The organism is Sphingomonas sp. Leaf23, assembly GCF_001421585.1.
Lineage (GTDB): Bacteria > Pseudomonadota > Alphaproteobacteria > Sphingomonadales > Sphingomonadaceae > Sphingomonas.
This window is the reverse complement of record NZ_LMKR01000002.1, coordinates 251,260-265,568: the sequence shown is the minus strand read 5'-3', so window position 1 is coordinate 265,568 and position 14,309 is coordinate 251,260. Positions and strand designations below refer to the sequence as shown.

The window sequence follows — 14,309 nt, the reverse complement described above, 5'->3', positions numbered from 1 at the left end:
CGGCCAAGGGAAGCATCGACTTGTCGAGGGCGATGGCGATTGCTATTCGCGGGGCCATGTTGCCTCCGCCCGAACTCCTCCGCGTCACCACCCCCCGCGTCGCCTGTGATGGCGGCGGCGAGATCGCCCCTGCGCTGGGCCACCCGCGCGTGTGGTTGCAGATCGACGACACGGGCTATGTCGATTGCGGTTACTGCGACCGGCGTTTCGTGCTGGTCGGTGGGCCGGCGGATGGGGCGGATCACAGCCAGTTGAAGGATCATGGGGACGGCGCGGGCCGGTAAGGCCGAACGCAGTTCGGACGACCGACCAGGCCCGCGCCCGGCCGGCGGCGGGCAAGCTCGCCCTTGCCTGCCGACCGACGACGCGGCTTTGCCGCGGCGGTGATGTCCGACGTCCCATTTAACCAAACCGTCATCCCAGCGAAGGCTGGGATCTACCGGTAATCGGGTGGGACAAGAGCCGTTTAAGGCCCCAGCTTACGCTGGGGCGACGTCTACTTGGCAGGGACACCCCCTCCACCCGTCCGCAATTCGCCGCAGTTGAAAATGCATTCCAAGCCGTAAGGCTATCGCCCGCATCCCGTCACCGTAACGCCGCACGCCAGCGTGCCCATGCAGCGGCGAGCCGACCCTGCCCCTGAAGCAGACGCGCAGCGTTCTTCGGCGTGACGCCCAGCAATCGCGCCACCTCGCCGATCGTAATGTCCGGACGTGCGGCCCGCAAATCTTCGGCTGACCATTGTAGCGAACTGGCACGAGGGTCCAGAAATACACAGGGTCTCGCGAAGGCATGACCTATTTCGAGTACGCGTTCGTACGTCATGAATTCTGCAGGCCAATCGCCTCGCATAATATTTTCAGCAACGTCATCGCCTACACGCCGGAGGAAATGGATATCGAAAATCCGCTCTTCCTGCGCGATCATCCAATGCTGATTACAAGCACTGCAGCAAGCCAGATGCAGCCACCAAAGATCGTCGCCGTGGCGGCGTATCTCCTCGATCGTGGCGAACACGCGCTCATCCAGCCCGTCGCCGCCCATTGGAACGGCCGCAAGATCGGATAGCGAAGCGCAGACACAATTAGGCGGCGAAGTTTCTCCCATGCCCAACGTCTGGCGGTACGGACGAAGGTCTGCAAGTAGGTCCGGGTCGATACGTCAACTGCCGGCGGACCCATTCCCCCACGCAACCGCCGCCCTATATTGCACCGATGACCCCGACCGATCCCCGCTCGTATCTCTATTCCGGCGACCTCGACCCGGCCGCAGCGCTGCGCGCCACGCAGGCGACGCTGGCAAACGCCGAGGATGGCGAACTCTATCTCCAGTATCGCCGATCCGAAGCGTTCGGGTTCGATGACGGACGGCTGAAGACCGCGTCGTACGACACCCATGCCGGCTTTGGCCTGCGTGCGGTGTCGGGGGAGACGACCGCGTTCGCGCATGCCAACGAGCTATCCGAAGCGGCGATCCGGCGTGCGGGCGAGACGATGGCGCTGATCGATCCGGCGAAGGGGGCGAAGGCGCCGCCGCCGCGCGGCAACAACCGGCATCTCTATACCGCCGCCGATCCGCTCGACCTGATTCCGTTCGCCGACAAGGTTGCGCTGTGCCAGTCGATCGACGCGGCGGCGCGGGCGCGGGACCCGCGCGTCGTGCAGGTTTCGGCGAGCCTGCTGGGATCGTGGACGGTGGTCGAGATCGTGCGGCCCGATGGCTTCATCGCGACCGACGTGCGCCCACTGGTACGGCTGAACGTGTCGATCGTGGTCGAGGCGAACGGGCGGCGCGAGACGGGCAGCTTCGGGATCGGCGGGCGCTATCTGTACGAGTCGCTGTTCGCGCCGGAGACGTGGAACCGGGCGATCGACGTGGCGCTGCGCCAAGCGCTGGTGAACCTGGAGGCGGTCGATGCGCCGGCGGGCGAGATGACCGTGCTGCTGGGCGCGGGCTGGCCGGGGATTTTGCTGCACGAGGCGATCGGCCATGGCCTCGAGGGCGATTTCAACCGCAAGGGCACCAGTGCCTTTTCGGGCCGGATCGGCGAGCGGGTGGCGGCACCCGGCGTGACGGTGATCGACGATGGGTCGATCGCCGACCGGCGCGGGTCGCTCAGCATCGATGACGAGGGGACGCCGACCCAGGAGAATATCCTGATCGAGGACGGCATCCTGAAAGGCTATATCCACGACCGGCTGAACGCGCGGCTGATGGGCGTCGCGCCGACCGGCAACGGGCGACGGCAGGATTTCTCGCACGCGCCGATGCCGCGCATGACCAATACCTTCATGACCGGCGGCAAGGACGATCCGGCCGAGCTGCTGTCGCGGGTGAAGAACGGTATCTTCGCCAAGTCGTTCGGCGGCGGACAGGTCGACATCGTGTCGGGCAAGTTCGTGTTTTCGTGCACCGAGGCGTACCGGGTCGAAAATGGCCGGATCGGCGCGCCGATCAAGGGCGCGACGCTGATCGGTGACGGGCCGGAGGTGCTGAAGCAGGTGCGCGGCATCGGCAACGACTTCGCGCTCGACGAAGGGGTCGGCATGTGCGGCAAGGCCGGGCAGTCGGTGCCCGCCGGCGTTGGGCAGCCGACGCTGCTGATCGATGGCCTGACCGTCGGCGGCACCGCCTGATGCCGCTGGCCGAGCTGGGGCGGTTTCCGCGGGTCGAGGCGCAGATCATCGTCGGGCGGCTGGAAAGCGAGGGCGTCCCGGCGGTCGCGTTCGATGGCGAGGCGAGCATCGGCGACGGCAGCTGGCTGCTGATCCCGGTGCGGGTGATGGTCGACGAAGACGATCTGAACGCGGCGCGCGCAATCGTCGACGCGGCGGATGGCGCTGCCTGAAAAACAGGCAGTTTTGACGCGCTGCACAAATTAACCGCTCGTTAAGCTGCCGGCCGGGGCGATAACCCCCGGTAAATGCTGTTGCGCGTATTTGGCACGGTCGTTGCGATACCCCTTGTCGAGCAACATGCGACACGGGGGGCGACATGAAATTAGTCATCGCCATCATCAAGCCGTTCAAGCTGGATGAGGTACGCGAAGCACTGACCGAGATCGGCGTCGCCGGCATGACGGTGAGCGAAGTGAAGGGGTTCGGGCGGCAGAAGGGCCAGACCGAGATCTATCGCGGGGCCGAATACAGCACCAACATGGTGCCCAAGATCAAGATCGAGGTCGTGTGCGACAGCGACATCGCGCCCCGCGTGGTCGAGGCGGTGCAGGCCGCGGCAAACACCGGCGCGATCGGCGATGGCAAGATCTTCGTCCTCGACGTGGGCCAGGCCGTGCGCATCCGCACCGGCGAAACCGATCTGACCGCTTTGTGATGGGGGGCATCATGCAACATCCGAAGACCTTGCTGGCCGGGCTGAGCCTGGGCCTGTTCGCCGCACTGCCCGCCTGGGCGCAGACCGCCGCTGCCGCGCCCGTCGCCACCGTGAACAAGGGCGACACCGCGTGGATGATGGTGTCGACCGTCCTCGTGCTGATGATGATCGTGCCGGGCCTCGCGCTGTTCTATGGCGGTTTGACCCGGACCAAGAACATGCTGTCGGTGATGACGCAGATCGGCGCGGTCGCGTCGCTCGCGATGCTGATCTGGGTGATGTACGGTTATTCGCTGGCGTTCGGCCCCGATGTCGCCAACGCCACGCTGTCGGGCTTCATCGCCAGCCCCGGCAAGGCGTTCCTGGCCGGCGTCACCGCCGCGTCGCAGGCGGCGACCTTTACGCCGGGCGTCGAAATCCCCGAATATGTCTTCATCAGCTTCCAGATGACCTTTGCCGCGATCACCATCGCGCTGGTGCTGGGGTCGGTGGTCGAACGCATCAAGTTCGCTGCCGTCATGGTCTTTGCGATCGTGTGGCTGACGATCACCTATTTCCCGATCGCGCACATGGTGTGGGCGACCAGCGGCTATTTCTTCAAGGCAGGTGCGCTCGACTTCGCCGGTGGCACCGTGGTGCACATCAACGCCGGTGTGTCGTCGCTGGTGCTTGCCCTGCTGCTGGGCAAGCGGCTGGGCTTCCCGACCGAGCGCATGGCGCCGCATTCGCTGACGCTGACCATGGTCGGCACCGGGCTGCTGTGGGTGGGCTGGTTCGGGTTCAACGCGGGTTCCGCGCTGGAAGCGAACGGCACCGCCGGTCTGGCGATGATCAACACCTTCGTCGCCACCGCCTCTGCCGGGCTGTTCTGGATGCTCGCCGAGAAGTTTTCGGGGCACAAGGGTTCGGCGCTGGGCTTCTGTTCGGGCATCATCGCGGGCCTCGTCGCGGTGACGCCGGCGGCGGGCAATTCGGGTCCGTTCGGTGCGATCGTGCTGGGTGCCATCGCCTCGATCGTCTGCTTCTTTGCAGTGACGGTGCTCAAGCCCAAGCTCGGCTATGACGACTCGCTGGACGCGTTCGGCATCCACGGCGTCGGCGGGATCATCGGCGCGATCGGTACCGCGGTCGTCTATGCCCCGTCGCTGGGCGGTCCGGGTGCGGCCGACTATGACATGGGTGCCAAGCTCGGCGTGCAGGTGTTCGCGGTGCTGGTCACCATCGTCTGGGCCTCGATCGGTACCACCGTCGCATGGTTCGTCGCCAAGGCGCTGACCGGTGGCCGGGTGTCGAAGGAAGTCGAGCTGGAAGGCCTCGACCTCGGCGAGCACGGCGAGCGCGCCTATAATTACTGAGTTTCTCCTCTTCCGGGCGGCGGCCTAGTCCCCTGCCGCCCGGTCACCACTTTCCTCCTGCGGAAAACCCCTGGGCCGGTGCGGCGACGCATCGGCCCTTTTTTTGTGCATCGAACCGGTTGGATGTGTATCCGCTACACACCCCGTTCGTGCTGAGTAGGGGCTGAGCGCAGTCGAAGACCCGTATCGAAGCATCCGACCACTCGCGGTCCTTCGATACGCCCTTTCGACAGGCTTAATGGCTACTCAGGACGAACGGCCGACCAGACGCAGGTGCCCAATGACCCCTTATCTCGACCTCATGCAGCGCGCCTTGACCGACGGCGTTCCGACCGATGACCGTACCGGGGTCGGCACGCGCTCGGTGTTCGGGCACCAGATGCGGTTCGACCTGTCGGCGGGCTTTCCGGTGCTGACGACCAAGAAGCTGCACCTGCGATCGATCATCATCGAGCTGCTGTGGTTCCTGCGCGGCGATACCAATGTGCGGTGGTTGCAGGAGCAGCGGGTCAGCATCTGGGACGAATGGGCCGACGCCAATGGTGATCTTGGCCCGGTGTACGGCAAGCAGTGGCGCGACTGGGTGGCGGCCGATGGGCGGCATATCGACCAGATCGCCGAGCTGATCGCGACGATCCGCACCAACCCCGCATCGCGCCGGCAGATCGTGACCGCGTGGAATCCGGGTGAGCTGCACGCGATGGCGCTGTCGCCGTGCCATTGCCTGTTCCAGACCTATGTCGCCAATGGCCGGCTGTCGTTGCAGCTGTACCAGCGCAGCGCCGACATCTTCCTGGGCGTGCCGTTCAACATCGCGAGCTATGCGCTGCTGACCCATATGCTGGCGCAGCAATGCGGCCTGGAGGTCGGCGAGTTCATCTGGACCGGCGGCGATTGCCACCTGTACGAGAACCATCTGGACCAGGCGCGCGAGCAGTTGACCCGGACGCCCGGCCCGCTGCCCCGGCTGGAGATCGTGCGCAGGCCCGACGCGATCGACGGCTACGCAATCGAAGACTTCGTGCTGCACGATTATGTCGCGCAGCCGCATATCAAGGCGGCGGTGGCGATATGATCGACGCGATCCTCGCACGGGCCGATAATGGCGTGATCGGGGTCGATGGCCAGTTGCCGTGGCACCTGCCCGCCGACCTGAAGCGGTTCAAGGCACTGACCATGGGCCGGGCGATGGTGATGGGGCGCAAGACGTTCGAGAGTTTCCCCAGCCCCCTGCCCGGCCGGCGGCACATCGTGCTGACGCGCGACCGCGACTGGCAGGCGGCGGGGGCGGAGGTGGCGCATGATCCCGATGCCGCGCTGGCGCTGGCCGGGCCGGATGCCGCCGTGATCGGCGGGGCGGAGATTCTCGCGCTGCTGCTGCCCGGCATCGAGCGGGTCGAGCTGACTGAGGTCCATGCTGCCCCCACGGGCGATGCGATCGTCCCGCCCTTCACCGGCTGGGTCGAGGCGTGGCGCGAGGATCACAGTGGCGAGGGAGAACGCCCGGCGTACAGCTTCGTCACATTGCTCCGCCCCGCCCCCACCGCGTAAGGGACCGGCGGCCCCGCGACGGGTGCCGCAAGGGGGAGCGGATGCGCAGGGCGATCTGGTGGGGCGTGGCGTTGCTGGCGATCGTGGCCGCCGCCTTCTTTACGCTGGCGCCCGGCATCGTCGAGCGATCGATGAACAAGGTCGAACCGACCCCGGCACTGGCCCGGCGCATGGCCGCCAAGCCGCGCCCGGTCGAGGCCGCGCCGATCGTCGACCTGCACGCCGACACGCTGCTATGGTCGCGCGACCTGTTGAACCGGGGGACGCAGGGACAGGTCGACCTGCCGCGCCTGCAGGACGGCCATGTCGCGCTCCAGATATTCTCGTCGGTGACCAAGACGCCGCGCGGGCAGAATTACGACAGCAATGGCGACGACAGCGACAATATCACCCCGCTGGTGATCGCGCAGTTGCAGCCGGTGCGCACCTGGGGATCGCTGCTCAACCGGTCGTTGTGGCATGCGACGAAGCTGCGCCGGGCGGCGGCACAGTCGAATGGACAATTGTGGCTGATCCGGTCGGCCGCCGATCTAGATTCGCTGCTGATCGAGCGCGAGGCAAAGGCATTTCGCCTGCACGACAACCGCCCCGCCCCGGTCGGTGCGCTGCTGTCGATCGAGGGGCTGAACGGGCTGGAGGGCAGCCTCGCCAATCTCGACCGGCTGGTTCGCAGCGGGTTCCGCATGGCGGGCCTCACCCACTTCTACGACAACGAGGTCGCCGGGTCGATGCACGGCCGCATCAAAGGCGGCCTGACCCCGTTCGGGCGACAGGTGGTCGCGCGGATGGAGGACCGGGGCATGATCGTCGATGTCGCGCATCTGAGCCATGCCGGCATCGCCGACGTGCTGAAGGTCGCGCGGCGGCCGGTGGTGTCGAGCCATGGCGGGGTGCAGGCGACGTGCCGGGTCAATCGCAACCTGACCGATGCCGAGGTGCGCGGGATCGCGCGGACCGGCGGCGTGGTCGGCATCGGATATTGGGCGGGCGCGGTGTGTTCGACCGATCCGGCGGCGATCGCCAAGGCCATCGTCCATGTCCGCGCCATCGCCGGCATCGACCATGTGGCGCTGGGGTCCGATTTCGACGGGGCGGTGACGACCGGGTTCGATACCGCGTGGGTCGGACTGGTCGCCGAGGCGCTGCGACAGGCGGGACTCGGCCGGGACGAGGTGGACAAGGTGATGGGCGGCAATGCGATCCGGGTGCTGCGCGCCGGGATGCAGCCCCTTTCGCCGGCAGCCCCCGCCCGCTAAGGGGCGGCGATGCAGCGTCTGGACGGGGGCGCGGCGGTGCCCGGTCCTTTGCGCGGCGGCATCGTCGCGCTGGGCAATTTCGATGGGTTTCATGCCGGGCACCAGGCGGTGGTCGGGCGCGCGGTCGACCGCGCGCGGGCCGAGGGGCGACCGGCTATCGTGGCGACGTTCGATCCGCATCCCCGCCGCTATTTCCAGCCGGGCCTGCCGCCGCTGCGCCTGACCAGCCTCGACCAGCGCGAGCGGCTGTTCGCCGCCGCCGGGGCCGATGCGATGCTGGTCTTCCGCTTCGATGCCGCGCTGGCCGGGCTGTCGGCGGCGGATTTCGCGGCCGAACGGCTGGTCGAGCGGATGGGCGTCGGCGGAGTCGTCACCGGCACCGACTTCACCTTTGGCAAGGCGCGCAGCGGCGATGTGGCGACGCTGCGCGCGCTGGGCGACGCCCATGGCTTTTCCGCCGAGACGGTGGCCCCGGTCGGCGACGGACAGGCGGTGGTGTCGTCGTCGCGCATCCGCGATGCCCTGCGCGAAGGCCGCCCGCGCGAGGCGACGGCGCTGATGACCCGGCCGTTCGCGGTCGAGGGCGTGGTAGAACATGGCGCGAAGCTCGGCCGGCAGCTGGGCTATCCGACCGCGAACCTGTCGATGGGCGGCTATCTGCGCCCGGCATACGGCATCTATGCGGTGACCGGGCGGCTGCCCGACGGGCGGGTGCTGCAGGGGGCCGCGAATCTGGGCATCCGGCCGACGATCGAAGGCGAGCCGATCGAGCTGCTCGAACCCTATTTCTTTGATTTCGACGGCGATCTGTACGGGCAGGTGATCGAGGTCGCGCTGATCGAGTTTCTGCGCGGCGAAGCGAAGTTCGAGTCGCTGGATGCGCTGAAGGTGCAGATGGCGGCGGATTGTGAGCACGCGCGGGCGATCCTGGCCGGCTGAAAATCGGCCAAAGTTCACGAAGTTCACACTCGCCACGGTTTGCGCGCGGTGCGATTGCCGGGTGTGGCAGACGCCGCTTGAGCGGCCGGCCTGCGCTGCGGCGACGATGGGGGCTGAACGGTGCAAAGAGCGCGGCGATCCTGCGCTTGGCCGCCGGTGTAGGAAAGCGGTTTGCGTGCGCGCCCGCATCGGCTAATCGCGGGCATTCCTATGACCGACACGCCCGAACCGACGCGCGACTGGCGCGACACCGTCTTCCTGCCGAAGACCGACTTCCCGATGAAGGCCGGCCTTGCCGCCAAGGAACCCGCGATCCTCGATCGCTGGGCGAAGATGGGGCTGTACGATCGCCTCCGCGCCGAGCGGCAGGGCCGCGAGCGCTTTCTGCTGCACGATGGCCCGCCCTACGCCAATGGCGACATCCATATGGGCCATGCGATGAACAAGGTGCTGAAGGACATCGTCGTCCGCACCCAGTCGCTGATGGGCAAGGATGCGCCGTACATCCCGGGCTGGGACTGTCACGGTCTGCCGATCGAATGGAAGATCGAGGAAGCGTACCGCGCCAAGAAGCGCAACAAGGACGAGGTGCCCCCGGCCGAGTTCCGCGCCGAATGTCGCGCCTATGCCGCCAAATGGGTCGACGTGCAGAAGGGCCAGTTCCAGCGGCTGGGCATCCTGGGCGATTGGGAAGACCCGTACCTGACCATGAAGTTCGACGCCGAGGCGACCATCGCCGAGGAATTGTTGAAGTTCGCGATGTCGGGCCAGCTGTATCGCGGGGCCAAGCCGGTGATGTGGTCGCCGGTCGAAAAGACCGCGCTGGCCGAGGCCGAGGTCGAGTATGAGGATGTCGTGTCGACGCAGATCGACGTGGCGTTCGAGATCGTCGACGCGCCGAACGCGCCCGAACTGGTCGGCGCGCATGCGGTGATCTGGACCACGACGCCGTGGACGATCCCGGTCAATCAGGCTTTGGCTTATGGGCCGGAGATTGAGTACGGTCTGGTCAATATCCGCTATTTCTTCGCTGATGACCCCGCGAAAACTCCGCTAGACGGTTGTCGTCGGGAAGGTCCGTTCTTGGTCGCTGTAGACCTCGTCGACGAGTTCGTCGGTAGACTGACGACCGCCGAAGAACGAGACTTGTCTCCAGACTTGCGTGGGCAGCGCCTGATCGCTGACTGGACGGTAGGTCCAGTGGTCAAAGGCTCCAATCTTGCGGGCGCTACAGCGCGTCATCCAATGTATGAGCGCGGCGACTTCTTCGCCAAGCCGCGTCGGCTGCTGCCCGGCGATTTCGTGACGACCGATGCCGGCACCGGGCTCGTCCATATGGCCCCCGATCACGGCGAGGACGATTTCGAGCTGTGTAAGGCGCATGGCATCAAGCCGGTGTTCGCGGTGGAGGGCGATGGGCGGTATCGCGACGATTGGGCGTGGCTGGGCGGCGAGGGCAGCGTCATCAACCCGAAGTTTGTTGCCGCCGGGCGTGGCGGCAAGCTGGAGGAAGGGCCGATCTGTCGCGACCTGCGCGAAGCGGGCGCGCTGCTGGCGGCGTCGGACGACTTCGCGCACAGCTATCCGCATAGCTGGCGGTCGAAGGCGAAGGTGATCTTCCGCGCCACGCCGCAGTGGTTCATCCCGATGGATAGGGCCGCAAAGCCCTCTCCCCTTGAGGGGAGAGGGTTGGGAGAGGGGCTGTCGGGCGATCCGTTGCTCTCGGTCACGCACCTCGACGGACTTCCCCTCTCCCCGGCCCTCTCCCCTGAAGGGGAGAGGGAGTCGAATGGCGCTACCCTTCGTGAGATCGCGCTCGACGCGATCGAACGCACCCGGTTCGTGCCCGAAAAGGGCCGTAATCGGATCGGGGCGATGGTGTCGGGGCGGCCCGACTGGGTCATCAGCCGGCAGCGTGCGTGGGGCGTGCCGATCGCATTGTACGTGAACCGGGCAAGCGGAAAATATCTGCAAGACGAAAGCGTCAACGACCGCATCCTGACCGCCTTCCGTGAGGGCGGGGCCGATGCGTGGTATGCCGCCGATCATCAGGCGCTGCTGGGGCCGGACTACCGCCTCGCCGACTATGAGGTCGTGACCGATATTCTCGACGTGTGGTTCGATTCGGGCTGCACCCATGTCTTCACCATCGAGAAAAGGTTCGGGGCGGGCACCCGCGCCGACCTGTATCTCGAAGGGTCGGACCAGCATCGTGGCTGGTTCCAGTCGTCGCTGCTGGAGAGCAGCGGCACGCGGGGCCACGCACCGTACAAGGCGGTGCTGACCCACGGCTTTGCGCTGGATGGCAATGGCCGGAAAATGTCGAAGTCGCTCGGCAATGTCGTCGATCCGTTGAAGGTGATCGGCGAATCGGGCGCGGACATCCTCCGCCTCTGGGTCGCGCAGACTGATTATTTCGAGGATGTGCGGATCGGCAAGGAAGTGCTGGCCGGCACCGGCGATGCGTATCGCAAGCTGCGCAACACCTTCCGCTATCTGCTGGGTGCGCTCGACGGGTATAGCGAAGACGAACGGGTGCCGGTCGCCGAGATGCCGGGGCTGGAACGCTATGTCCTGCATCTGCTGGGCACGCTCGACACTGAATTGCGCTCGGCGGCGGAAGCGTTCGAGTTCAATCGCTATGCCCGCGCGCTGACCGATTTCGCGAACGAGGATCTGTCGGCGTTCTTCTTCGATATCCGCAAGGATTCGCTCTACTGCGACGCCGCCGACGACCTGCGGCGGCGGGCGTATCGCACGGTGCTGGACACGCTGTTCCACGCGCTGGTCCGCTATGCCGCGCCGATCCTGGCGTTCACCGCCGAGGAAGTGTGGCAGGCGCGGTTCCCGAGCGAGGACACGTCGGTCCACCTGCTCGAATGGCCCGAACTGCCGCAGCTGCCCGCCGACCAGCCGCTGGGCACCGCCTGGGCCGAAGTGCGCGTGCTGCGCCAGCAGGTCACCGAGGCGATCGAGCCGCTGCGCCGGGCCAAGACAGTGCGATCGAGCCTGGAGGCCGAGGTGACGGTACCGTCGCTGCCGCTGCCGGCGGACGAATTGGCCGAGCTGTTCATCGTCGCGAAGGTGACGGAGGCTGATGGCCCGATCACGGTGACGCGGACGGAGGCGGCCAAGTGCGGGCGCTGCTGGCGGCATCTGCCCGACGTGGCAACCGATGGCGACCTGTGCGGTCGCTGTGCGGAGGTGGTGGCATGAGCGTGCGCAAGGTCGCGGTCGTGGTCGCGCTGGTCGTGCTGATCGTCGATCAGTTCGTCAAATATTGGGTCACCGGGCCGATGGGGATCGATTATCCCGGCGCGGAGCTGAACCTGTTGCCGGTGTTCACGCTGCGCTTCGTCCAGAATTTCGGCGTGTCGCTGGGGCTGTTGCAGGCGGGCAGCGAGTTCGCGCGCTGGGCCTTGGTCGCGATGACCGCGATCATTGCCACCGGCGTGGCGGTGTGGATCCGGCGCGAGACGCAGAAGCCCGAGCTGATCGGCCTGGGGCTGGTCTTGGGCGGGGCACTCGGCAACATCATCGACCGGGTGCGCTTCGGCTATGTCGTCGACTATGCCGACTTCCATATTTTCGGCTACAGCCCGTTTCTGGTATTCAACATCGCCGATGCGGCGATTTCGATCGGTGTCGTGATCCTGCTCGTCCGCGCGCTGTTCACGCCGAAGCCGAAGCACGATGTTCCTGTGGAGAAGGCCAATGCGTAAGTTTGTCGTCATCAGCAGCCTCGGCCTGATCCTTGCCGGGTGTCAGGGCAACGCCCTGAACCGCCAGCGTCCCGACGAATTCGCCGTCGCGCGCCAGGCGCCGCTGGTGATCCCGCCCGATTATGCGCTCGTCCCCCCGAAGCCGGGCGCGCCGCGTCCGCAGGACACCGCCGCATCGACGCAGGCGATGCAGGCACTGTTCGGTGGCCCGGCACAGCGTAGCGCGACCGAGCGGCTGACGCTGGAACAGGCCGGTGGGTCGGGTGCGGCCGATGCGGGCATCCGGTCGGGCGTGGCCGATCCGGGCACCAACGTCGTCGACAAGGGTGCGACGACCCGCGACATCATCGCCGCCCCGGCAGGCGACGGGCAGGCCGCGAAGACGACCACGCCGTAACCGGGCGGGTTTTTCGGATATGGGAAAGGCCGGTTGCCCCATGGGGTGACCGGCCTTTTTTTGTCCGTCACCCGCTCCGTTTTGCTTCGAGCGGAGATTCGAGCCTGTCGAGAGGGAGTTGCCCCAAGCGGGGCATTCTCGACAGACGCTTCTCGACAAGCTCGAAGCTGCTCGAACCGAACGGGGGTGGGATTGGATGCGGGGGCAGGCGCAATCGCCCGCTTCCGCCCCCGGATCAGAACGCGGCGGTCAGCGATACGACGACCGTGCTGGCCGCGATCGGGCTGCCGTTGGTCGTCTTGCTGAAGTTCGGCGTGATGTACGCCGCTTCGCGGTTCGAAATGTCGGTGTCGACATAGGCGACGCCCAGCGTCAGGTTCTTGTAGGTGAAGTCGGTGCCGAGCGACCAGTCCCAATAGCTGCCGGTCGGCGACAGGCTGGTGCCGTTCGGCCCCAGGCCCGGATTGCCGTCCGAATAGCCGATATGCGCCTTCAGCGTCAGCGGGGTGTTCGGCACCGCGCCGACCGCATCGCCCGACAGGTAGATATTGTCGTCGCGCTTGCCGCTGCCGACGACCAGCGGCGTCGCCGAGGCGAAGGCGCGGCTGAGCGAGGTCTGCTTGGGCGCGTAGAAGGCACCGGCGGTCAGCGTGGCGGGACCGGCGGTGCCCGACAGCTTGCCATAGAATTCGACGACATCGGTTTCGTCCGCGCCGCCCGGATAGGTGTACCAGGTAACGCCGGCATCGACCGTCGCGGTGCCGAACGTCTTCTTGTACCCGGCGATCAGGTCGAGTTCGAGATTGGCGCCGCCGAACGTGCCCCAGCCGGCGAGGTTCGACCCCCAGGTGCCGATATAGACGCCGCTTTCATGGGCGATGGTGATGCCGCCCTGTACGGCGACGTTCTTGTCCGATTGCGACACGCCGCGGAAGCGATAGTCGGAGGTGACGCTGGCGCTGCCGCTGATGGTGACGGGCGGCGGGGGTGCGGTGTCCTGCGCAAAGGCGGGCACGGCGGTGGTGGCGGCGAGGATCGCGGCCGGGAGGAAGGTCGAGAATCGCATCGTAAACCCTTTCTGCGGTTACGTGGTGATTCTCCTGCGTTCGAGGGTCGCCGCGATTGGATGAGCCTTGTGGCTCGAGCGGTCTGGCCCTCTGCGACCGAATATGTCGAACCATGCCGCGCCGCACAATCGAAATTGCTCCGACGCCGGATACGACACACCCGCTGTTGCAGCGTGGCAACAGCGGGTGTGCTGGAAACGAAAAAGAACTCAGGCGCGGATGGCGAGGATCGCGTCGATCTCGACAACGGCACCCAGCGGCAGGACCGGCACGCCGACCGCGCTGCGGGCGTGGCGGCCGGCATCGCCGAACAGTTCGACCATCAGTTCCGATGCGCCGTTGGCGACCTTCGGCTGGTCGGTGAAGCTGCCCGCCGAATTGACGAACACGCCGAGCTTCACGACACGCTCGATCCGGTCGAGGCTGCCCAGCGCCTTTTCCGCCTGTGCCAGGATCATCAGCGCACACTTCTGCGCGGCCGACGTGGCATAGGCCAGGTCGCGGTCTTCGCCGGCGCGGCCGGTCATCAGGTTGCCATCCTCGAACGGCAGCTGGCCCGACAGGTGGAGCAGGCCACCGGCCTCCACGGCGGGGACATAGGCCGCTACGGGCGCGGCGGCGACGGGGAGCGACAGGCCGCGTTCGGCCAGCTTTGCGGGGATATCATAAGCCATGGTGCGTTCCTCTCG

At 66.6% G+C, this 14,309-nt stretch carries 15 protein-coding genes; 13 read left to right on the top strand and 2 right to left on the bottom strand.

Annotated features, from left to right (window positions below; genetic code table 11):
* Positions 1–56: 56 nt before the first annotated feature.
* From ASE67_RS05095 to ASE67_RS05035, 13 genes are all read left to right on the top strand, one after another.
* Positions 57–284 (top strand): zinc-finger domain-containing protein, encoded by a 228-nt coding sequence (locus ASE67_RS05095; RefSeq protein WP_055757473.1) that lies wholly within the window; start codon positions 57–59, stop codon positions 282–284.
* 508 nt (positions 285–792) lie between these two features.
* Entirely contained in the window at positions 793–1,068 is a 276-nt protein-coding gene (locus ASE67_RS05090) for a hypothetical protein (protein ID WP_055757471.1), read from the top strand.
* A 146-nt stretch (positions 1,069–1,214) separates the two neighbouring features.
* Positions 1,215–2,636 carry a metalloprotease TldD gene (gene tldD / locus ASE67_RS05085; RefSeq protein ID WP_055757469.1) on the top strand — a complete coding sequence of 474 codons (1,422 nt, stop codon included), beginning with the start codon at positions 1,215–1,217 and terminating at the stop codon, positions 2,634–2,636.
* Complete coding sequence (locus ASE67_RS05080; RefSeq protein WP_055757466.1) at positions 2,636–2,848, top strand: putative signal transducing protein; 213 nt, start codon at positions 2,636–2,638, stop codon at positions 2,846–2,848. Before tldD ends, ASE67_RS05080 begins: the two co-directional genes overlap by 1 nt.
* A gap of 146 nt (positions 2,849–2,994) precedes the next feature.
* A complete protein-coding gene (locus ASE67_RS05075) occupies positions 2,995–3,333 on the top strand; it encodes a P-II family nitrogen regulator (RefSeq protein ID WP_055757464.1) in 339 nt (112 codons plus the stop codon).
* Between the two features lie 11 nt (positions 3,334–3,344).
* Positions 3,345–4,688 carry an ammonium transporter gene (locus ASE67_RS05070; protein WP_055759158.1) on the top strand — a complete coding sequence of 448 codons (1,344 nt, stop codon included), beginning with the start codon at positions 3,345–3,347 and terminating at the stop codon, positions 4,686–4,688.
* A 280-nt stretch (positions 4,689–4,968) separates the two neighbouring features.
* Entirely contained in the window at positions 4,969–5,763 is a 795-nt protein-coding gene (locus ASE67_RS05065) for a thymidylate synthase (RefSeq protein ID WP_055757462.1), read from the top strand.
* Positions 5,760–6,239: a dihydrofolate reductase gene (locus ASE67_RS05060; RefSeq protein ID WP_055757460.1), complete on the top strand. Its 480-nt coding sequence runs from the start codon at positions 5,760–5,762 to the stop codon at positions 6,237–6,239. Before ASE67_RS05065 ends, ASE67_RS05060 begins: the two co-directional genes overlap by 4 nt.
* Before the next feature lie 41 nt (positions 6,240–6,280).
* A complete protein-coding gene (locus ASE67_RS05055) occupies positions 6,281–7,495 on the top strand; it encodes a dipeptidase (RefSeq protein WP_055757458.1) in 1,215 nt (404 codons plus the stop codon).
* Between the two features lie 9 nt (positions 7,496–7,504).
* Positions 7,505–8,434: a bifunctional riboflavin kinase/FAD synthetase gene (locus tag ASE67_RS05050; RefSeq protein ID WP_055757456.1), complete on the top strand. Its 930-nt coding sequence runs from the start codon at positions 7,505–7,507 to the stop codon at positions 8,432–8,434.
* A 210-nt stretch (positions 8,435–8,644) separates the two neighbouring features.
* On the top strand, positions 8,645–11,650 hold the full coding sequence (gene ileS / locus ASE67_RS05045) for an isoleucine--tRNA ligase (RefSeq protein ID WP_055757453.1): 3,006 nt from the start codon (positions 8,645–8,647) through the stop codon (positions 11,648–11,650).
* The gene (gene lspA / locus ASE67_RS05040) at positions 11,647–12,156 is read left to right on the top strand and encodes a signal peptidase II (protein WP_156347727.1); all 510 of its coding nucleotides are present in this window, start codon (positions 11,647–11,649) and stop codon (positions 12,154–12,156) included. The genes ileS and lspA overlap by 4 nt, the downstream gene beginning before the upstream one ends.
* Complete coding sequence (locus ASE67_RS05035; RefSeq protein ID WP_055757451.1) at positions 12,149–12,553, top strand: DUF3035 domain-containing protein; 405 nt, start codon at positions 12,149–12,151, stop codon at positions 12,551–12,553. Before lspA ends, ASE67_RS05035 begins: the two co-directional genes overlap by 8 nt.
* Before the next feature lie 235 nt (positions 12,554–12,788).
* On the opposite strand, the gene ASE67_RS05030 is transcribed toward ASE67_RS05035, so the two are convergent.
* On the bottom strand, positions 12,789–13,619 hold the full coding sequence (locus ASE67_RS05030; protein ID WP_055757449.1) for a TorF family putative porin: 831 nt from the start codon (positions 13,617–13,619) through the stop codon (positions 12,789–12,791).
* A gap of 210 nt (positions 13,620–13,829) precedes the next feature.
* Positions 13,830–14,294: a RidA family protein gene (locus ASE67_RS05025; protein WP_055757447.1), complete on the bottom strand. Its 465-nt coding sequence runs from the start codon at positions 14,292–14,294 to the stop codon at positions 13,830–13,832.
* Positions 14,295–14,309 lie beyond the last annotated feature (15 nt).

Coding starts and splice junctions, on each gene's coding strand:
- ileS (WP_055757453.1), top strand. CDS start 8,645: ATGACCGACACGCCCGAACCGACGCGCGACTGGCGCGACACCGTCTTC.
- ASE67_RS05070 (WP_055759158.1), top strand. CDS start 3,345: ATGCAACATCCGAAGACCTTGCTGGCCGGGCTGAGCCTGGGCCTGTTC.
- ASE67_RS05075 (WP_055757464.1), top strand. CDS start 2,995: ATGAAATTAGTCATCGCCATCATCAAGCCGTTCAAGCTGGATGAGGTA.
- ASE67_RS05025 (WP_055757447.1), bottom strand. CDS start 14,294: ATGGCTTATGATATCCCCGCAAAGCTGGCCGAACGCGGCCTGTCGCTC.
- ASE67_RS05050 (WP_055757456.1), top strand. CDS start 7,505: ATGCAGCGTCTGGACGGGGGCGCGGCGGTGCCCGGTCCTTTGCGCGGC.
- ASE67_RS05095 (WP_055757473.1), top strand. CDS start 57: ATGTTGCCTCCGCCCGAACTCCTCCGCGTCACCACCCCCCGCGTCGCC.
- ASE67_RS05035 (WP_055757451.1), top strand. CDS start 12,149: ATGCGTAAGTTTGTCGTCATCAGCAGCCTCGGCCTGATCCTTGCCGGG.
- ASE67_RS05060 (WP_055757460.1), top strand. CDS start 5,760: ATGATCGACGCGATCCTCGCACGGGCCGATAATGGCGTGATCGGGGTC.
- lspA (WP_156347727.1), top strand. CDS start 11,647: ATGAGCGTGCGCAAGGTCGCGGTCGTGGTCGCGCTGGTCGTGCTGATC.
- tldD (WP_055757469.1), top strand. CDS start 1,215: ATGACCCCGACCGATCCCCGCTCGTATCTCTATTCCGGCGACCTCGAC.
- ASE67_RS05090 (WP_055757471.1), top strand. CDS start 793: ATGACCTATTTCGAGTACGCGTTCGTACGTCATGAATTCTGCAGGCCA.
- ASE67_RS05065 (WP_055757462.1), top strand. CDS start 4,969: ATGACCCCTTATCTCGACCTCATGCAGCGCGCCTTGACCGACGGCGTT.
- ASE67_RS05080 (WP_055757466.1), top strand. CDS start 2,636: ATGCCGCTGGCCGAGCTGGGGCGGTTTCCGCGGGTCGAGGCGCAGATC.
- ASE67_RS05030 (WP_055757449.1), bottom strand. CDS start 13,619: ATGCGATTCTCGACCTTCCTCCCGGCCGCGATCCTCGCCGCCACCACC.
- ASE67_RS05055 (WP_055757458.1), top strand. CDS start 6,281: ATGCGCAGGGCGATCTGGTGGGGCGTGGCGTTGCTGGCGATCGTGGCC.